Genomic DNA, 19199 nt, shown 5'->3' on the forward strand with positions numbered 1-19199 from the left:
CTACCCATTGGTCTGCGCCATCGCCCCCGGTCTGGAGGTGGACCGGTGGCGCGCATTTGCCGCAGCCATGCTGCAGGGTGCAACCGACGGAGGAAGCGCCAGGGGGAGCGCCGTGCCCGCGACCACCGGGATCATGACGGTGCAGAACGCGCAAGGTTACCTGCACGGCCTGTTTTCCTATGCGGTCGAGCCGCATCTGCGCCACGGCCGCATCCTGAGCGTGGACAATTTCGTGGTGCTCGACCTGTTCGACATCGCCGGCATCGCCGAAACGCTGCTGCGGGCGATGGAGGGGCTGGCGCGCCGGCTCGGCTGCGCCGCCATCCACACCACTCTGCCGGAGCGCTACATTCCCGTCGATTCCCGCCGCAACCCGATTCCGGACTGCTTCCTGAGCGAAGGCCACCGGCAGGAGACGGTCCATTTCTGCAAGAACCTGGCCGTGGTCAACGACAACGCCCCGGCGGCGCCGGAGGGGCGGCGCGAGGCAGAGTAGCCGGGCGCCGCGACGCGATGCCATTGCGCGCCGGCGATTTGCCGCTAGGATGCGGCTCCATGAGCGACACCGGCACCAAACCCGTCAAGAAGTACCCGGCGATCCACCTTCAGGCAGGCCGCCAGCGGCGCGTCATGCTTGGGCATCCCTGGGTCTATTCCAACGAAGTCCAGATGGACGCCACCGCCAAGGCGGTGGAGCCCGGCAGCCCGGTGCGGCTGCTGGATCCCGGCGGCACGCCGCTGGGCATCTACACCTTCAACCCGCACACGCTGATCGCGGCAAGACTGCTGTCGAACGACCCGGCGACCGTTGTGGAACACGGCTTCATCGCCGGCCGGCTGCGGCGTGCGGTGGAACTGCGCGAGCGGCTGTTCTCCCGCCCCTTCTACCGCGTCGTCCATGCCGAGGCCGACGGACTGCCCGGCCTGATCGTCGACCGCTTCGGCGACGTGGTGACGGTGCAGGCCAACTCCGTCTTCATGGACCGGCGGATCGACGACATCCTGGCCGCCATCGACGACGTGCTCGCTCCGCGCGCGGTCATCCTGCGCAACGACGGCACCCAGCGCGCGCTGGAAGGGCTGGCGGAGGAGACCCGGCTGGCGAAGGGCGAGATCGACGGACCGATCCGTCTGGAGGAAAACGGCGCGACCTTCTTCGCCAACCCGCTGGACGGCCAGAAGACCGGCTGGTTCTACGACCAGCGCGACAACCGCGCTTTCATCGCCTCGCTGGCGAAGGGCGGCCGGGCCATCGACTTCTACAGCTACAATGGCGGCTTCGGCATCCAGTGCGCCGTGGCCGGCGCCACCCAGGTCGTCGCCGTCGACCGGTCCGCCCTGGCGCTGGAAAATGCGACCCGCGCCGCCGAAGCCAACGGCGTCGCCGACCGCTTCGAAGCCCGCCGCGCCGACGCGTTCCAGGAGATGGAGCGGCTGAACGCCGCCGGCGAGACCTTCCAGGTCGTGGTCGCCGACCCGCCGGCCTTCGTGAAGTCGAAGAAGGATCTTGCCGCCGGCAGCCGCGCCTACCGCAAGATGGCCCGGCTCGCCGCGAAGATCACGGCACCGGGCGGCTATCTGCTCTGCGGCTCCTGCAGCCACAACGTCGACCCGCCGACCTTCGCCGAGCAGGTCGCCCGCGGCCTGACCGACGCCGGCCGCACCGGCCGCATCCTGCGCAGCGCCGGCGCCGGCCCCGACCACCCGGTGCATCCGCATCTGCCGGAGTCGGCCTATCTCAAGGCGATCGTATTGCAGCTGGATTGAGACGGGGGCAAGCGGGAGCCCCCTACCTCACCGCTCGAACAGGCCGACCAGTTCCACATGGGACGACCACAGGAACTGGTCGACCGGCCACAGCTTGACCAGACGATAGCCGCCATCCACCAGCACCCGCGCGTCGCGGGCGAAGCTGGAGGGGTTGCAGGAGACGCCGACCACGCGCGGCACCTTGGCCGCGGCGAGTGCCGCCGCCTGGGCCGCGGCACCGGCGCGCGGCGGGTCGAACACGACCGCGTCGTACCGGTTGAGCTCCTTGGCGGCCAGCGGGTTCTCGAACAGGTCGCGCCGCTCCACCGTCAGCCGCAGCCCCTGCACCGAGCGGCCGAGCGCCGCCACCGCCGCCTCGTCGCTTTCCACTGCATGAACTGCCGCTCGTTGCGAAAGCGGAATGGAAAAGGTGCCGATGCCGGCGAACAGGTCGGCGATGCGCGTCGCCTGCCCCACCCCGTCCCGGACCGCTGCGAGCAAGGCCTCCTCCCCCTCCCGGCTGGCCTGCAGGAAGGCGCCGGGCGGCGGCTGGAGCGGAACGCCGGCAAATCGAACGAAGGCCGGACGGCGGTTCGCCACCGGCTCCGGCGCGGCGCGGTCGGTGGGCTGCCAGGAGATGCGGGCCACCCGGTCCGGCTCGAAACCGACCAATGCCTCGCGCCCGGCGCGATCCAGGCTGCGCGGCCCGACCAGCAGCAGGTCGACGCCGCCCTCAAGGTCGGTCAGCACCACGTCCGCATCGCCGCCATCGGGAAGCAGGTCGGCCAGAAGACCGCGCAAAGGCCCCACCAGGGCGAAGAGGCGGGGCGTCAGCACCGGGCAATCTTCCAGATCGACCAGCCGATGGCTCTGGCGCTCGTTGAAGCCGAACCAGACACGGCCACCGCGCTTCAGTGCCGCCAGACGGGCACGTCGGCGGGCGGCGTCGGGTGTCCGCGACAGCGGCTCCAACGGCGTATCGCCCAGCCCGACCCGCTCCAGTGCGCCACGCACCATCCCGACCGTCCAGGCCGCATACGTCCCGTCGTCCATATGCTGGAGCGTACAGCCGCCGCAGCGGCCGAAATGACGGCAGGGCGGCGTTTGCCGTCCGGGACCGGGCTCGAGGATTTCAAGGATTTCAGCCCGTACGTCCTCCCCCTTGCCATCGGTGTCGGCGACACGTACACGCAGGCGATCCCCCGCCACGCCGTAGGGCACGAACACCCGAAGGCCATCGGCAAGCGCCAGCCCGTCGCCACGGGCGCCGACGTCGGTGACGACGACCTCCAACTCCCGTGTGTCGGCGGGTGCATGGGGGTTCTTGCGGCCGGGGGAGCGGCCGGGGGAGCGAACTGGCTGGCGTCCCTTCGGGAAGGGACGTTTGGCGGGGCGCGTCATGACAGGCGTCCAGTGCGGAGGAAATGCGGTCCCCCTTTACGCCTCCAGCAGCTTGGCGCGCAACGGTTCCGGAATCGGGGTGGGGCGGTGGGCGGCCCGGTCGACGACCACCGCCACCGCCTCCTGCGTGGCGATGCAGCGGTCGCCCAGGAAGATGCCGCATCCCAGCGTCAGCGAACTGGTCCCGACGCGCAGCATGCGCACGCCGATCCGCACAGTGTTGGGGTAAAGCAGTTCCGCCTTGAACTCGATGACACTGCGCGCCAGCACGACGGTCCAGGGATCGTCCTCGCGGAAACCGCCCTCACCATGCAGCAGGGCGATGCGCGCCTGCTCGAAAAACACGCCGATGGCGTTGTTGTTGACATGGCCCAGCGCGTCGAGGTCGTTGAAGCGCACACGCTCCTCCCACCAGAAACGATAGCCGTCGGGGCTGGTCAGGTCGGGCATAGCGGTCATGCCGTGTTCCTTGCCGTATAGGTCAATGCAGGTCCGGACTGTGGCGTATGGTCCGGGGCGGCGCAAGCCCGGCCCTGCTTTCCGCGGCCTCTATTTGTGGGCTGGACGGCGAATTCCCGCGCCAATCGCCGATTGGGCATGTTATTGGAGTCGGACCAACCCTCCGCAACGGACCGGACGATGAGCAAGGACACCACCAACCAGACGGCCGAGGCGCTGTTCGAAAAGGCGCTGTCGATCGCCGAGAAGCACCTGGACGAGGCGATCAAGGAAGGTGGCCCGCTCGGCCCCTACATCGCCGTCGCCATGATCGAGGCCGCGGTGAACTCCGCCGTGGATGAAACCAGCCATGAAGATGTGATCGACATGCTGCGCGACCTCGCCGCCCAGATCGAGGCGGACGCGGACGAGGCGGAAGAGGACTGATCTCAGGCCGGTGCGAGACCTGACTGCCGGCGCGCCTCGCGCCGGCGCAGGATCTCGTAGACGACGGCGCCCAGGATGGTCAGTGCTATCAGCACCAGCGACAGGGCGTTGACCGCGGGCGTCAGGCCGGTACGCACCTTGGTCGCGATGTAGACGGTCAAAGTCGTGTCCAACCCGCGCACGAACAGCGTGGTGTTGTAGTTTTCGAAGCTCTGCAGGAAGGCCAGCAGGGACGCCGACAGGATCGCCGGCATCAGGTACGGCAGGGTGATGCGCCGGAACACCTGACCATGACTTGCGCCGAGGTCGAGCGCGGCCTCCTCCAGCACCGGGTCGAAGCGCTCCAGCCTTGCAGAGAACAGCAGCATGGCATAGGCGGCGATGAAGCTGGATTGCGCCACCACGGTCAGGAACAGTCCGCCGCCGACCCCGAACCATTCCCGCCAGAACACCAGCGTCGAGATGCCGACGATCACCCCCGGCGTCAGCAGCGGCGACACCATCAGCGCATAGAGGAAGGTCTTCGCCCGGCTGTGCAGCCGGTCGAGCAGCAGGGCAGCCGCCAGCCCCAGCGGCACCGCCAGCGCGATCACCCCCGCCCCCACCGCCAGGCTGGTGCCGAGCGCCGCCCACATGCGGCCGTCGTCCCACAGGGCCTGGAACCAGTTCAGCGTGAAGCCCATCCAGGGCGTCACGGTGGGAAAGCGGCTGCTGTTGAAGGTCGCCGCCGCCATGATTCCCAGCGGCAGGAACAGATAGGCGAAGAACAGCACCAGATAGGCGCCGGTCAGCAGGCGGCGGAAGCGGGCGGCGGTCATGACGGTCATCATGGGCAACGGCTCATTTCGCTATATCCGTCAGCCCGACGCGGAACAGCCGCATCGCGCCGAGGATGAAGCCGATGCACAGCACCAGCAGGATGAAGGCGTAGGCCGCCCCCTGGTTCCAGTTCCCACCCTCGAAGAACCAGTTGTAGATGATCTCGGTGAACCAGCGGCTGTTCGGCCCGCCCAGCAGCGCCGGTACCGCATAGCTGCCGGCCGCCAGCATGAAGGTCATGATGCAGCCGACGGCGATGCCGGGCTTGGCATGCGGCAGCACGATCCGGCGATGGATGCGCAGCCAGCCGGCCCCGAGGTCGCGCGCCGCCTCGATCTGGTTGCGGTCCAGCGATTCGATGGCGTTGTAGAGCGGGAACACCATGAACAGGATGTAGACATAGACCATGCCGACGATCACGCCGGCATCGCCGCCCAGGAAGCGCCGCGGCTCGTCGATGATCCCCAGCCCCAGCAGCAGCGCGTTCAGCGGTCCGTTGAAGGCGAGGATGATGTACCAGGAGAAGGTGCGCAGCAGTTCGTTGATCCAGAACGGCACCACCAGCATCAGCACCAGCAGCGGCAACCGCCGCTTCGGCGCCACCTGTGCCAGATAGAAGGCGACAGGGTAGCAGACGGCCAGCGTGGTCAGCGTGACCAGCGCGCTGGCCCAGATCGTCTTCAGGAAGATCGCCAGATGGATCTGGTTGGTCCACAGCGTCAGGTAATTCCTGACCGTGAACACGTCCTCCGGTCCGCCGAGCTTCGACGGCGGCAGCGACGGCCGGAAGGAGAAGCCGATCATCATCACCTGCGGCAGCACCACCAGCAGCGCCAGCCACAGCGCCACCGCCAGCAGGATGGCCCCGGTCAGGACCGGGCCGTACCGGCGAAGAACCTCCGTCATGCGGGCGCTGCTCCAGTCTGTGGGACCGGTTCGACGCCTATCACGGGGATTCCTGCCGGCGCAAGCGCGGCTGTATGACGATGACCTTCAGGCGGGCCTTGCCAGTCGATTCTTTTTCCGGCCCGTCCTGTTCAGCCCAGATTGTGCTTGGCCACCACCGCGGCGAAGTCCTCGCCGAAATGCTCGCCGACGCGGATGACGGAGACGCCGTAGGGGATCTCCTTCAGCGACGGGTGGTCGAGGTTCAGCGAGGTCAGCAGCGCCATCGGCACATGATGGGTCACGCTCATGGCCCGCAGGCCGCGGATCAAGTCCAGGCCCGACAGCCCGTCCATCACCATCGAGGCGATGACCATGTCCGGCGGCACGCGCACGGCAAGGCTGATCGATTCGATGGGGTCGGTCACCGTCATGGTGCGGAAGCCGCAGGCCGCCAGCTCCGCCCCCAGCTTCTTGGCGACGACCTTCGACGGGGTCACCAGCATGATCTCGACGTTGTGGACCTCGACATCGGTGACCTGGAACTCGTAGCGCACCGGAAGCGCGCGGATGATCTTGTTGGTTTCGGCCAGCAGCGGCTGTTCGGCGCGGTCGACCAGTTCGGCGATGCGGTCGATGAAGACCTGGGCGTCGATCAGCTGCTTTTCGTCCAGCCGCTTCAGGCCGCTGAGGTAATCCTCGAGCCGGTGGGCGACCAGGCTGACGGTCGGATAGCCGAAGCTGGTGCCCATGCCCTTGAAATTATGCGCTTCCAGCCGCAGGACACCGATGGTTTCGGCATCGGTGCGCAGAGCCTTGACGCGGTCGGCCAGCGTGGCGTTCATCAACTCCAGCCGGTCGCGCGCGTCGTCCACGAACTCCATACGCAAGCGGTCTTCGAGGTCGTCGGTCGACAGATACGAGGCCATGGAGTGGCATCCGGCTGGTGAAAGGGGTACCCCGAACGTACACCAAAACCGAACGCCGAAACAGACGCGGCGCGCCCTTATCGTCAAGGACGCGCCGCGGGATGAAACCGACTGTGCCGCAGTGCGGTCAGAGGCGGGCCAACAGCGCCTGGAACCAGGCGAGCCGGTCTTCGGCCTGGGCGATGTCCCGGTCCAGCCAGGACGCGAAATGTCCGTCGCTGCCGACGTCGGCCCGCTTCAAATCGCCCAGCCGGGCCAGTTCGGTTTCGCTGAGCGCCACGAGATTGTCGATCTGCTCCCGCTGCGACTCGGCATCCAGCAGATGCAGGAAGCGCAGCTTCAATGCGGTGACCAGCTTGTTCAGCCCGTCGGCCGACGGCGCGCGGACATTGGCGCGCATCAGCGTGTCGAACTCCACCTGTCCGGCCGCGGTCGGCCCCAGCAGGGCATTGTCCTCCATGCCGCTGCCGTCCAGCGCCTCGATCAGCCCCTCGTACCGCAGCATCTCCAGCGAGGTGCCCATCAGGTCGAGGGACGGCCCCATCATGCGGTCGAGGAAATGACGCACGGCGCCGGCCAGTTCGGCATAGCGCAGCGGCCCGCCCTGGATCAGCGTGCCCAGGACGACGAGGCGCACAGCCTCCTTCGGCATCAGCGAGTTGTCACGGTACATGGCGAACCCCCTGGGCGAAGCCCTGGAAAGACGGAAAGGACGGCACGGCCACAGCCAGTCCGCAGCATGGAAACTGCGAACCGGTCGCAACAGCCCTCTTAAAGTAGGGGCGCATACCGCTTCTGTCCAGAGGGCAAAATGCCCTTACCGAAGAAAGGGCTTTTCCGGGGGCTTGCTGTCAGGCGGCGAGCCGCAGTTCCAGCCGGCTCCAGACGTCCAGCAGGGCATCGACCAGCATACCCATCTGCGCATCGGTGTGCAGCGGAGTCGGGGTGAAGCGCAGCCGTTCCGTTCCGCGCGGGACGGTGGGGTAGTTGATGGGCTGGACATAGATGCCATGCCGTTCCAGCAACTCGTCCGATGCGCGCTTGCAGCGGTGGGCATCGCCGACCATCAGCGGCACGATGTGGCTGACCGACGGCATCACCGGCAGACCGGCGTCGGCGAACATCCGCTTCAGCGTGGCGGCGCGCTCCTGGTGCCGCGTGCGCTCGGCCTGGCTGGTCTTCAGGTGGCGGATCGAGGCCAGCGCCCCGGCCGCCAGAACCGGAGACAGCGAGGTGGAGAAGATGAATCCGGCGGCGAAGCTGCGGATGCAGTCGATGAGCGCGGCGGATCCGGTGATGTAGCCGCCCTGCACGCCGAAGGCCTTGCCCAGCGTGCCTTCGACGATGGTCAGCCGGTCGACGGCACCGTCGCGCTCGGCCACGCCGGCGCCGCGGGCGCCATACATGCCGACGGCGTGCACCTCGTCGATGTAGGTCATGGCGCCGTGCTTGTCGGCGACGTCGCAGATGTCATGGATGGGGGCGATGTCGCCGTCCATCGAATAGACGCTCTCGAACGCAACCACCTTCGGCCGGCCGGGGGCGATGCCCGACAGCAGCTCGTCCAGGTGCTTGGGATCGTTGTGGCGGAAGATGTGCTTTTCGGCGCCGGAGTTGCGGATGCCGGTGATCATCGAGTTGTGGTTCAGCGCGTCCGACAGGATCACGCAGTTGGGCAGGACCTTGCCAAGCGTGGTCAGCGTCGCATCGTTCGAGACATAGCCCGAGGTGAAGAGCAGGGCCGCCTCCTTGCGGTGCAGGTCGGCCAGCTCGCGCTCCAGCAGCACATGGTAGTGGTTGGTGCCGGAGATGTTGCGCGTGCCGCCGGCACCGGCGCCGACCTGGTCGAGCGCATCGTGCATCGCCTTCAGCACGTTCGGGTGCTGGCCCATGCCGAGATAGTCGTTCGAGCACCAGACCGTGACCGGACGTTCATGCCCGTTGGAATCGCGGAAGGTCGCCGTCGGGAAATTGCCCGCGTGGCGTTCCAGATTTGCGAACACCCGGTAACGGCCGTCCTGCTTCAGGGTGGCAATCTGGTTGCGGAAGAAGGTTTCGTAATCCATCGCGCGTTCCCGTTCGCGTTCGTCCACACGGTCGGTTGCGCCGCCCGGTAACATATGGGCTAGGCCATTGGAGCGGCGCATCGAGAGAATGGCATGATCCTTACCGGCACGCTACCCGGCATTGATCGAAATCAAGCCATTCCCGCATGGGACCTTCGCATAATCAGCAGGTGCTTGTCCTGCGGAACGGTCGTATCGGCTTCGCGCTGACCATTCTTCCTGCCCTCTTTCAGGCTGCCGTGACTTGGTTGCGATACCATAAATATGGGAAATGCCTCTGGCATGACCATGTGATTTCTCCGGAGATACGAATCCTGGCCGTGCTGTTCCACTGACGGTCGGGATGGGTTGTGCTGGCTCCTCTGGCGCACCGCCGGGCTGCCCGGTTGCCAGCTGCCGCAGCGTTTTTGATAAAATTCCTTTATGAGGTAATAATTCCTTATTAATCATCCCCTGTATGCATGGCCACGACGGGGGATGGAGGATGGCGAAACGGATCGTCCTGTGCTTCGACGGCACCTGGAACAGGCCGAACAGCGGCGACCGGCCGGACGGTAACGAGACGTCGACCAATGTCTGGAAATTCTACAGATCCATCCTGCCCAACGCTCCGGACGGCACGGTCCAGACCGGCTATTATGAGTCCGGCGTCGGCACCGACGACAAGGGCGGGACAATCCACAACTGGTTCGACAAGATCTTCGGCGGCGCCTTCGGCCTGGGACTCGACGAGAAGATCAAGGACGGTTACCGCTTCCTCGCCTCCCGATACAGGGATGGCGACCATGTCTTCGTCCTGGGCTTCTCGCGCGGCGCCTACACCGCCCGCAGCCTCGTGGGGCTGATCCGCAATGCCGGCCTGCTGCCGGCCGCCAAGGCCGACCTGACCGACGAGGCCTATGCGCTGTACCGCAGGCGCGACGGCGGCCCGGACGTGGAGGCGGCGAAGCGGTTCCGCGATGCCAACGGCTCCAGGCCGATCCCCATCCATTTCCTCGGCGTCTGGGACACGGTGGGTGCCCTCGGCGTGCCGCTCGGCATCTGCAGGCAGCTGGACGAGGAATTGTACGGCTTCCACGACACCGAACTCAGCAGTCTGGTCCGCAACGCCGTCCAGGCGCTGGCGATCGACGAGCACCGCAAGGCCTTCGCCGCCACCCTCTGGGATCCGAAGGCGAAGCCGGCCCAGCGGATGGAACAGCGCTGGTTCGCCGGCTGCCATTCCAATATCGGCGGCGGCTATGCCGACGACACGCTGTCGAACATCGCGCTGAAATGGATGATGGACCATGCCGCATCCTGCGGGCTGGCCCTCGACCCGATCCGGGTGCCGGAGGTGACACCCGCCGACGCGCTGGGCACCATCGTCGATTCCTACGCCCGCTTCCTGGACGGTTTCGGCAGACTGGCGGAGCCGCGCCATTACCGCCCGGTCTGCGTGCTGCCCTACAGCGGGGAGAAGCTGCACGACTCGGTGCCATACCGCGCGGCCAACGATGCGCGCTATGCCCCGCCCAACATCGGTTATCGCAAGGCGCTGGTGGAGGTCGGAACGCTGCACCAGGAGGAGCAGGCCCCCGCCACGGACAGGTGACGGCGAAAGCGTGACGGCAAGCGGAGCGGGCAGCGGCCGTGCGGCGCCCGCCCCGCCTCCGTGGACAGGCCCCCTTACTTGGTGCCGAACATACGGTCGCCGGCATCGCCCAGGCCGGGGACGATGTAGGCGTCCTCGTTCAGATGGCTGTCGAGCGCCGCGGTGAAGACCTTCACGTCCGGATGAGACTGGTGGAACCGGAGCACGCCCTCGGGCGCGGCGACCAGCGCCATGAAGCGGATGTTCTGGTCCTCCACGCCGTGGCGGTTCAGGACGTCGCAGGCATGGGCGGCGGAATTGCCGGTCGCCAGCATCGGGTCGACGACGATGAACAGGCGCCCTTCGGCCGGCGGCAGCTTCACCAGATATTCGTGCGGCTGCTTGGTTTCATGGTCGCGGTAGAGGCCGATATGCCCCTCGCGCGCCGACGGCACCAGTTCCAGCAGCCCGGCCGACATGCCGAGCCCGGCGCGCAGCACCGGCACCACCGCCAGCTTCTTGCCCAGGATCACCGGGGCGTCCATCGGCTGCAGCGGCGTCTCGATCCGCTCGGTGGTCAGCGGGATGTCGCGCGTCAGCTCGTATCCCATCAGCAGCGAGATCTCGCGCAGCAGGGTGCGGAACCCGCCGGTCGACCGCTCCTTGTTCCGCATATGGGTCAGCTTGTGCTGGATCAGCGGATGGTCGAGGATGAACAGGTTGGGAAATTCGGGCTGGGTGCGCATGGAATCCGGATCGCGGCTGACGGTTGGGTTGGCCGATCCTACCCCGCCCGGGGTGCCGGGGCCAAGGGCGCTGACCGGAGCGGGAAGGCGGAACGCGATGGTTGCGCTCCCCGCTATCCCCGCACCGCCGTCTTCGGCACGGGTTTCTCTTCCGGCCGGTCGACGCCATAGCGGATCACGCGGTTGCGGCCCGAATTCTTGGCCTGATAAAGCGCGCGGTCGGCGCAGACCACCAGATCGTCGACGGTCAGGTCGGGCACCGCCTCCACCAGCCCGAAGGATGCGGTGACGGGAACCATCCGGCCGTCGGGCAGCACCACCGGCGAGCGCATCAGGTCGACGCGCAGCCGTTCGATCACCGCATAGCCCTCGTCCAGGCCGGTTTCCTTCAGGCAGACAAGGAATTCCTCGCCGCCCATGCGGAAGGCCTCGTCGAAGCTGCGGACGCCGCGGCTGATGACGGCTGCGGTGGCGGCCAGCACGCGGTCGCCGATGTCGTGGCCGTAGCTGTCGTTGATGCCCTTGAACTTGTCGATGTCGCACAGCGCGACACAGAAGGGCTCGCCGGCGCGGCGATAGCGGTTGTGCTCGCGCTCCAGCGCCTCGGTCATGCCGCGGCGGGTGCGCAGGCCCGTCAGCGGGTCCAGGCCGGAGGCGGCGGCGGCGAAGGCACGCTCCATCCGGCGCAGATGCAGCATGAACTCCTCGAACCGGCCGACCACTCCCTCATACTCGGCCTCCGTCGGCAACTCGCCGCCCGACGCCTTCAGCAGGATCAGCCGGGCCTGACGGTGCATCTGCTCGTGCAGGTTCGCCAGCTTCTGCACGGCCGGCTGCTGCAGCAGGTCGTCGTGGCTGGCCGCCCGGCACCAGGTGGCGAAGGAGGCGGGCGCGGAAGCCCGTTCCCCGCCGCGGCCGTCGCGGTAGAAGACGGCGCGCTGCCACTGGCCGATCCAGCGCAGGTGCTCGTCCAGCACTGCGCCGAGCGCCTCGGTCGTGGACGGGGTGGACGAATCGCTCATCAGCGCATCCTAACCGATGGCGCGGGATCCCGCCATGCGACCAAGATAAGCCGAAGCATTCGCCTAAAACAGTCCGCTTTCACATGGCCCCGCGCATCCGTGCCCCTACAGCCCGGCAACCGTCGACAGGAAGGCGCGGACCAACGCCGGATCCTTGTGGCCGGGGCGGTCCTCCACCCCCGACGAGACGTCGACCTCGGTGGCGCCGGTGACGCGCACCGCCTCCGCCACATTGTCCGCCGTCAGGCCGCCCGACAGCATCCAGGGGCGCGGCCAGCTGCGGCCGGCCAGGATGGTCCAGTCGAAGGCGATGCCGTTGCCGCCGGGCAGCGCCGACACCTTGGCCGGCGGCTTGGCGTCGAACAGCAGCCGGTCGGAAACCTCCGCCGCCTCCAGCGCGGCGGTCAGGTCCTCCGGCCCGCCGACCCTGATCGCCTTCATCACCGGCAGGGCGTAACGGCCCTTGATCTCGGCGATGCGGCGCGGCGTCTCGCCGCCATGCAGCTGGATCAGGTCGAGCGGGACCTGTCCGGTCACATGCTCCAGGAACTCGTCGTCGGGATCGACGAACAGCCCGACGGAGCGCACCCCGGTAGGCAGCAGCCGCGCCAGCTCCGCCGCCATCGGCGGAGCGATGGCGCGCGGGCTGCGCGGATAGAAGACGAAGCCGACATAGCGCGCCCCGCCGGCAACGGCGGCACGCAGGCTTTCCGGCTCGGTCAGTCCGCAAATCTTGGCAGCGACGGTCATGCGGCCCCCCCTGAAGCGGCTTCGATCTCGGCGACGATGCGGCGGGCGGCGGCGGCCGGATCCGGCTCGGCGGTGATCGGACGGCCGATGACCAGATGGTCGGCACCGGCGGCCAGCGCCTCCGCCGGGGTCATGAAACGCTTCTGGTCGTTGGTGGCGGCCCAGGCCGGGCGAATGCCGGGCACCATCAGGATGAAGTCGGGGCCGCAGGCCGCGCGCACCAGCGCCACCTCGGCCGGCGAGCAGACGACGCCGTCCACCCCGGATTCCTTGGCGAGCCTGGCCAGCCGGACAACCTGTTCGGCCACCGGAACCGACTGCCCGACGGCGCCCAGATCGCCCTCGTCCAGGCTGGTCAGCACGGTCACGGCCAGGATTTTCGGCCGGCTTGCACCGGCGGTTGCTGCCGCCTCGGCCGCCGCGCGCATCATCGCCGGCCCGCCGGAGCTGTGGATGGTCATGAAGGCCGGCTTCAGCGGCAGCGCCGCACGCACGCCGCCCGCCACCGTGTTGGGGATGTCGTGCAACTTTAGATCGAGGAACAGTGGCGGTCCATCCTCCCCCACCACCGCGCGGACGCCGGCCGGTCCCTGGGCGATGAAGAACTCCAGCCCCAGCTTGATGCCGCCGACGGCACCGGCCACCTGCCCGGCAATGCGGCGGGCGGCGTCGATTTCAGTGGTGTCGACGGAGCAATAGATGCGCGAGGCTGGCGCGGTCATGGGAAGGCGGTCTCCAGAATCGGGATATGAGTGGTCCGGCACCCTATCAAGGGACGCGGCGGCACGCCAGATTCAAGCCCCCCGCTCCGGCGGACGTTTCTCCCGCGGTCCTATGCAGGGGTCCATTCCAGGATCCAGCGCTCCAGCGCCGCGAACAGGGCGGCCGCGGCGGCGCAGGCGGTCGCCAGATCGGCGGGGTCGGCCAGTTCCACCTCCAGCCGGACCATCAGGGACTTCCAGGCCGTTGCCATGTCCAGCCCGTCCGAGGCGAGGAAGCGTGCGCCGCGCCGGGCATCGAACCCGAGGGCACGGGTGATCCCCGGCAGCATCGCCCGCCCGCCATGGGCAGAGCCGTCCAACACATAGCGCGCCGCCAGCCGGGCCGGCGGACTGTCCAGCGCCGGCAGGCCGTTCGGCCCGGTCCCGGTCATCTCCGGCAGCGCGTCCGGATCGGCGCCCAGCTCGCGCAGGTCGGCGCGCAGCAGGCCCAGCCGGGCGGCGCCTTCGTTGCCGAGCGCCCGCTCGACCGGCGCATTGAAGCCGTGGAGCACGGCCAGCGCGCGGGCATACTGCTCCCTGGTGATGTCCGGCCGGACCAGCGGCTGCAGCACCGCCGCCTTGTCCAGCCGCTCGTGACTCTCCTGCGTCGCGGCGCGCAGCGCCTGCCGTGCCGGTCCCATGTCTCTCCCGCCCCGGTCAGGTCGGCGCCAGAACGCCGGGCAGCGGCGTCGGCCCCTGGCTCGATTCCTGCTGCCGCGCCCACAGTGCCGCATAGGCGCCGCGGGCGGCCAGCAGGTCGGCATGCCGGCCGCGTTCGATCACCCGGCCGGCTTCCAGCACCAGGATCTCGTCGGCGTCGATCACGGTGGACAGCCGGTGCGCGATCACCAGCGTGGTCCGGCCGCGGCTGACCTCGCGCAGGTTGGCCTGGATTTCCCGTTCGGTGTGGGTGTCGAGCGCGCTGGTCGCCTCGTCGAACAGCAGGATCGCCGGATCCTTCAGGATGGTGCGGGCGATGGCGACTCGCTGCTTCTCGCCGCCGGACAGCTTCAGCCCGCGTTCCCCCACCGTGGTCTGATAGCCGTCGGGCAGCGCCATGATGAAGTCGTGGATGTGGGCCAGCCTCGCGGCCCGCTCCACCTCCGCCGGGCTGGCCCCGGTGCGGCCATAGGCGATGTTGTAGAAGACGGTGTCGTTGAACAGCACGGTGTCCTGCGGGACGATGCCGATGGAGGCGCGCAGCGACGCCTGGGTGACGTCGCGGATGTCCTGCCCGTCGATCAGCACCCGGCCGCCATTGACATCGTAGAAGCGGAACAGCAGCCGGCTGATGGTCGACTTGCCGGCGCCCGACGGGCCGACGATGGCCACCGTCCGCCCGGCCGGCACGGTGAAGCCGACACCCTTCAGGATCGGCCGGCGCGGGTCATAGCCGAACTCGACATCCTCGAAGCGCAGCTCCGCCCCCTCGACGGCCAGCGGCCGGGCATGGGGGGCGTCGGCCACCTCGCGGTCCACCGCCAGCAGCGTCACCATCGATTCGATGTCGATCAGCGACTGCTTGATCTCGCGGTAGACGACGCCGAAGAAGTTCAGCGGCTGGTAGAGCTGCAGCAGATAGGTGTTCACCAGGACGAAGTCGCCCAGCGACATGGTGCCGTCGACGATGCCCTTCGCCGCCATGCCCATCACCACCGCCAGCCCCAGCGAGATGATCGCCGACTGCCCGACATTCAGCAGCGACAGGCTCTGCTGGCTGCGCACAGCCGCCTTCTCGTAGCCCTGGAGCGCACCGTCGTAACGCCGGGCCTCATGCTCCTCGTTGCCGAAATACTTGACGGTCTCGTAGTTCAGCAGGCTGTCGATCGCCTTGGTGTTCGCCTTGCTGTCGGTGTCGTTCATCTGGCGGCGGAACTGGATGCGCCATTCCGACACGAAGAAGGTGTAGAGGATGTAGCCGACCACCGTGACGAAGGTGGCGAGAGCGAACCAGACGCTGAACAGCTTCCACAGCACGGCGCAGACCAGCGCGATCTCCACCAGCGTCGGCACGATCGAGAACAGGGTGTAGCGCAGCAGCGCCTCGATGGCCCGCGTGCCGCGTTCCAGCGAACGGGTCAGGCCGCCGGTCTGGCGTTCCAGATGGAAGCGCAGCGACAGCGCATGCAGGTGCCGGAACACCGACAGCGCCACCTTGCGGATGGTCCGCTGCGCCACCGCGGCGAAGACCGCGTCGCGCAGTTCGGCGAAGACCAGCGAAGTGACGCGGGCAAGGCCGTATGCGACGATAAGTCCCAGGGGGATCGCGATGGCCGCATCGGGGATGGAGCCCGCCGCGGATGCGGGGGTCAACGCGTCCACCGCATGCTTGTAGAAGATCGGCACATAGACGTTGGCGATCTTCGACCCGATCAGCAGGATCATGGCGAGCACCACCCGCACCCGCGTTTCGGTCGAATCCCGCGGCCAGATGTAAGGGCCGAGCGAGCGGATCGCCGCGCTCAGCTCTCCGGTCGGGCGGGTGAAGGCGCGGTCGTCGGGACTGGGCGGAAGGCTGCGGCGCATCGGTCTCTATCGTTCGCGGGGGGGCGCGGGGCGGACGGCTGCATCGGCGAACCGGCCCGAATTGGCGGAAGTCCGCCGGTCAGGCGACGTAACCTAGGGATCCATGCAGCGCCGTCAAAGGGGCCCGTCACGACATTGGCCCGATTTTGGCGCGGCCCTGACAAGCCTTCGGCGCATTTCCCGACATTCTGGCAACGGACTGGAAACCATCTTCCACTACCCTCCCGGGCGTATCGCGTTCGATCCGCACCGCAGACCAAGGCATTTGACCATGCAGAACGCCAGCTTCGCCGGCCGTTTCAAGGTGGGCACCCGCATCCAGGTGGGCTTCCTGCTGATTCTCGCCCTCCTTGTCCTGGTGGCCGCGTTGGGCATCCGGTCTCTGTCGACGGTGGAAGGGGGCTTCGCCCGCTACGCGTCGATCTCCGACAACTCGCTGAAGCTCGCCGATATCGACGGCACGGTGTCGGACGTGCGCCGCAACGCGGTCAACTACTCCTTTTCCGGCAACAGCGCCCTGATCGAGCCGGTCCGGGCACAGCTGAAGACACTGGGCGAGACGCTGCGCACCGTTCGCGACGCCACGCAGGATCCCGGCCGCCGCAGCAACATCGACCGTATGATCCAGCAGCTCGACGGCTATGCCGCCAATTTCGCCAAGCTGATCACGCTGCGCGAACAGCGCGACCGGCTGGTATCGGAGGAACTGGTTCCGCTCGGCCTGAAGGCGCGCGAGGGGCTGGGGCAGGTGCTCGCCACCGCCACCGCCGCCGGCGATTTCGAATCGGCCGCCCATGCCGGCCAGTCGCTGGAACTGCTGGTCCTCGCCCGTCTCAGCGCCCAGCGCTTCCTGACCGACCCGACGCCGAAGTCGGTCGAGGAGGTCCGCACCCGCATGGACGGCTTCATCAAGTCGGCCGCCGCACTCGCCACGCGCCTGGCCGACCCGGCGCAAAAGCGCTCCGCCGAGGAGTCGGTGCAGATCGCCACCCGCTATCTTGAAGGCTTCAACCGCCTGGTCGCCGCGGTCGGCGATGCCCAGACGCTGGCCTTCGTCACCATGGTCAAGGAGGCGGAGGAGTTCGCCGATCTGGTGACCAAGACCATCGCCTCGCAGGCCGACGCGCGCAATGCCACGCTGACCGGTGCGCAGGCGGATATGGAAAACACCTCCGCCCTGCTGATCGGCATGGCGGTGGGCGCCTTCGCCATCGGCATCCTGATCGCGCTTGTCACCGCGCGCTCCATCGTCCGCCCGGTGGTCGACATGACCGGGACCATGACCGAGCTGGCCGCTGGCAACCTGACCGTCGACGTCCCGGCGCTGGAGAACCGCGACGAGATCGGCCTGATGGCCAAGGCGGTGCTGGTGTTCAAGGAGAACGCCGTCGAGAAGAAGCGGATGGACGAGGCGGAACGCGAGCGGCTGGAGGCCGAACGCCGTGCCGCCGAGGCCCAGCGCGCCCGCGAACAGGCCATCGGCGAGGAGATCGCCACGCTGATCGACGCGGTGTCGAAGGGCAACCTGGAGCGCCGCATCGATCTGGGCGGCAAGGACGGCTTCTACAGGACGATGTCGGAGGGCATCAACCGCCTGACCGACACGGTGGAATCGGTCATCGCCGACCTGGGTGAGGTGCTGAGCGCGCTGGCCCAGGGCGACCTGAACCGCCGCGTCAACCGCGACTACCAGGGCGCCTTCGAGCGGGTGAAGACCGACGTCAACGCCACCTCCACCCGGCTGGCGGACATCGTCGGCCAGATCACCCAGGCGGCGGAGACCATCGCCGCCGCCGCCGCCGAGGTGTCGCTGGGTTCCTCCGACCTCGCCGACCGGACCGAGCAGCAGGCCTCCTCGCTGGAGGAAACTGCGGCCAGCATGGAACAGCTGGGGGCGACGGTGCGCTCCAACGCCGACAACGCCCAGCGCGCCAACGTGATGGCGACCCAGGCCCGCAGCTCCGCCGAATCCGGCGGCGGCGTCGCCGATTCGGCGATCGAGGCGATGCGCCGCATCGAGGAATCGAGCCGCAAGATCACCGACATCATCGGCGTCATCGACGAGATCGCCTTCCAGACCAACCTGCTGGCACTGAACGCGGCGGTCGAGGCGGCACGGGCCGGCGACGCCGGCCGCGGCTTCGCCGTGGTGGCGCAGGAGGTGCGGCAGCTCGCCCAGCGCTCCGCCCAGGCGTCGAAGGAGATCAAGGGCCTGATCCTGGACAGCGACGCCCAGGTCAAGGACGGGGTCGAGCTGGTCAGCAAGGCCGGTCAGGCACTGGATGGCATCGTGTCCGGCGTGCAGCAGGTGGCGACCCTGATCGCCGAGATGGCGTCCGCCTCGGCCGAGCAGGCGACCGCGCTGGACGAGATCAACTCGACCGTCGCCAACATGGACGAGATGACGCAGAAGAACGCCGCCCTGGTGGAGGAGACGACCGCCGCCGCCCAGGCGATGAGCGGACAGGCCGGCGACCTGAAGTCGCTGGTCGGCTTCTTCAAGTTCGATCAGGCGGTGGGTGCCGGCTATGCCGCCCCGCGCCCGACGACGGCCACGGCAACCGCCCATCAGCAGGCCGCCCCGGCCCGTCGCGCCCCGGCCCCGGTCCGCGGCACGGCCGCCAAGCCTGCGGCGAAGCCCGCCGCCCGCGGCAACGGCACGGGCCACACCACCGCCGCAAAGCCGGCCGGACGCCCGGACGCCGCGGCGCGCGGCGGTGCGGCGGCGGTCCCGGTGCTGAAGCACAGCGTCAGCGACGACGACGATTGGAAGGAGTTCTGAGCGGACGCCCGGCGAAGCCGGCCTTTTCGCTAAAAGCCTGAATTAACGAATCGGTGGGAATTGCGTGCTGCAATTCCCACCGATTTCGTTTCAGGAGCACGTTCCATGTCCCGCCGGTCCCCGTTGCGCCACCTTCTTCCCTGCCTTTCCCTGCTGCTGCTGGGCGGCTGCGGCGCCGTTACCGGCGTGGCCAGCGGCGTCGCCAGCCTCGCCGGCACCGCGGTGGATGTCGCCGGCACGGTTGCCGAAACCTCGGTCGACGTGGTGACCGCGCCGCTGCGCTGAGTCGAAGAAAAATCGACGGA

At 68.2% G+C, this 19199-nt stretch carries 19 protein-coding genes; 6 read left to right on the forward strand and 13 right to left on the reverse strand.

Annotated elements, in window-relative coordinates:
- The first annotated feature begins 112 nt into the window (after nt 1–112).
- Together ABMY26_RS27045 and ABMY26_RS27050 are read left to right on the forward strand one after the other, a co-directional pair.
- On the forward strand, nt 113–496 hold the full coding sequence (locus ABMY26_RS27045; protein WP_372397663.1) for a hypothetical protein: 384 nt from the start codon (nt 113–115) through the stop codon (nt 494–496).
- Between the two features lie 59 nt (nt 497–555).
- The gene (locus ABMY26_RS27050; RefSeq protein ID WP_045581158.1) at nt 556–1767 is read left to right on the forward strand and encodes a class I SAM-dependent rRNA methyltransferase; all 1212 of its coding nucleotides are present in this window, start codon (nt 556–558) and stop codon (nt 1765–1767) included.
- A 27-nt stretch (nt 1768–1794) separates the two neighbouring features.
- On the opposite strand, the gene ABMY26_RS27055 is transcribed toward ABMY26_RS27050, so the two are convergent.
- Both ABMY26_RS27055 and ABMY26_RS27060 read right to left on the reverse strand, forming a co-directional pair.
- Nucleotides 1795–3150, reverse strand: a complete 1356-nt coding sequence (locus tag ABMY26_RS27055; RefSeq protein WP_372397664.1) for a class I SAM-dependent RNA methyltransferase — start codon at nt 3148–3150, stop codon at nt 1795–1797.
- A gap of 36 nt (nt 3151–3186) precedes the next feature.
- Nucleotides 3187–3609, reverse strand: a complete 423-nt coding sequence (locus tag ABMY26_RS27060) for an acyl-CoA thioesterase (protein ID WP_372397665.1) — start codon at nt 3607–3609, stop codon at nt 3187–3189.
- A 180-nt stretch (nt 3610–3789) separates the two neighbouring features.
- Between ABMY26_RS27060 and ABMY26_RS27065 the strand changes: the two genes are divergently transcribed.
- On the forward strand, nt 3790–4035 hold the full coding sequence (locus tag ABMY26_RS27065) for a hypothetical protein (RefSeq protein WP_045581161.1): 246 nt from the start codon (nt 3790–3792) through the stop codon (nt 4033–4035).
- A gap of 2 nt (nt 4036–4037) precedes the next feature.
- Here the strand turns inward: ABMY26_RS27065 and ABMY26_RS27070 are convergent, their stop codons facing one another.
- The 5 genes from ABMY26_RS27070 to hemA form a co-directional block, all read right to left on the reverse strand.
- Nucleotides 4038–4865, reverse strand: coding sequence for an ABC transporter permease (locus tag ABMY26_RS27070; RefSeq protein WP_372397666.1), 828 nt, complete (start codon nt 4863–4865; stop codon nt 4038–4040).
- A gap of 10 nt (nt 4866–4875) precedes the next feature.
- The gene (locus ABMY26_RS27075; protein WP_372397667.1) at nt 4876–5760 is read right to left on the reverse strand and encodes an ABC transporter permease; all 885 of its coding nucleotides are present in this window, start codon (nt 5758–5760) and stop codon (nt 4876–4878) included.
- A gap of 131 nt (nt 5761–5891) precedes the next feature.
- Nucleotides 5892–6668, reverse strand: a complete 777-nt coding sequence (locus tag ABMY26_RS27080; protein WP_045581163.1) for an Hpt domain-containing protein — start codon at nt 6666–6668, stop codon at nt 5892–5894.
- Nucleotides 6669–6795: 127 nt separating this feature from the next.
- A complete protein-coding gene (locus ABMY26_RS27085) occupies nt 6796–7341 on the reverse strand; it encodes a transcriptional regulator (protein ID WP_045581164.1) in 546 nt (181 codons plus the stop codon).
- Nucleotides 7342–7519: 178 nt separating this feature from the next.
- Nucleotides 7520–8734 (reverse strand): 5-aminolevulinate synthase, encoded by a 1215-nt coding sequence (gene hemA, locus ABMY26_RS27090; RefSeq protein ID WP_372397669.1) that lies wholly within the window; start codon nt 8732–8734, stop codon nt 7520–7522.
- A 484-nt stretch (nt 8735–9218) separates the two neighbouring features.
- Between hemA and ABMY26_RS27095 the strand changes: the two genes are divergently transcribed.
- Nucleotides 9219–10328: a DUF2235 domain-containing protein gene (locus tag ABMY26_RS27095; RefSeq protein ID WP_372397670.1), complete on the forward strand. Its 1110-nt coding sequence runs from the start codon at nt 9219–9221 to the stop codon at nt 10326–10328.
- Nucleotides 10329–10402: 74 nt separating this feature from the next.
- Here ABMY26_RS27095 and upp read toward each other — a convergent pair whose 3' ends face one another.
- From upp to ABMY26_RS27125, 6 genes are all read right to left on the reverse strand, one after another.
- Nucleotides 10403–11053, reverse strand: a complete 651-nt coding sequence (upp, locus tag ABMY26_RS27100) for a uracil phosphoribosyltransferase (RefSeq protein WP_045581166.1) — start codon at nt 11051–11053, stop codon at nt 10403–10405.
- Between the two features lie 113 nt (nt 11054–11166).
- Nucleotides 11167–12075, reverse strand: coding sequence for a diguanylate cyclase (locus ABMY26_RS27105; RefSeq protein ID WP_045581167.1), 909 nt, complete (start codon nt 12073–12075; stop codon nt 11167–11169).
- 105 nt (nt 12076–12180) lie between these two features.
- Entirely contained in the window at nt 12181–12825 is a 645-nt protein-coding gene (locus ABMY26_RS27110; RefSeq protein WP_372397671.1) for a phosphoribosylanthranilate isomerase, read from the reverse strand.
- Nucleotides 12822–13547, reverse strand: coding sequence for an orotidine-5'-phosphate decarboxylase (pyrF, locus tag ABMY26_RS27115; protein WP_372397672.1), 726 nt, complete (start codon nt 13545–13547; stop codon nt 12822–12824). Before pyrF ends, ABMY26_RS27110 begins: the two co-directional genes overlap by 4 nt.
- A 110-nt stretch (nt 13548–13657) precedes the next feature.
- Nucleotides 13658–14227 (reverse strand): biliverdin-producing heme oxygenase, encoded by a 570-nt coding sequence (locus ABMY26_RS27120; protein ID WP_372397673.1) that lies wholly within the window; start codon nt 14225–14227, stop codon nt 13658–13660.
- Between the two features lie 16 nt (nt 14228–14243).
- Entirely contained in the window at nt 14244–16112 is a 1869-nt protein-coding gene (locus ABMY26_RS27125; protein ID WP_372397674.1) for an ABC transporter ATP-binding protein/permease, read from the reverse strand.
- 271 nt (nt 16113–16383) lie between these two features.
- On the opposite strand from ABMY26_RS27125, the gene ABMY26_RS27130 reads away from it, so the two are divergent.
- Both ABMY26_RS27130 and ABMY26_RS27135 read left to right on the forward strand, forming a co-directional pair.
- A complete protein-coding gene (locus ABMY26_RS27130) occupies nt 16384–18894 on the forward strand; it encodes a methyl-accepting chemotaxis protein (RefSeq protein ID WP_372397675.1) in 2511 nt (836 codons plus the stop codon).
- Nucleotides 18895–18999: 105 nt separating this feature from the next.
- Nucleotides 19000–19179: a hypothetical protein gene (locus tag ABMY26_RS27135; protein WP_045581172.1), complete on the forward strand. Its 180-nt coding sequence runs from the start codon at nt 19000–19002 to the stop codon at nt 19177–19179.
- Nucleotides 19180–19199: the final 20 nt, after the last annotated feature.

Source organism: Azospirillum sp. HJ39, from assembly GCF_041507355.1.
GTDB lineage: Bacteria > Pseudomonadota > Alphaproteobacteria > Azospirillales > Azospirillaceae > Azospirillum > Azospirillum thiophilum.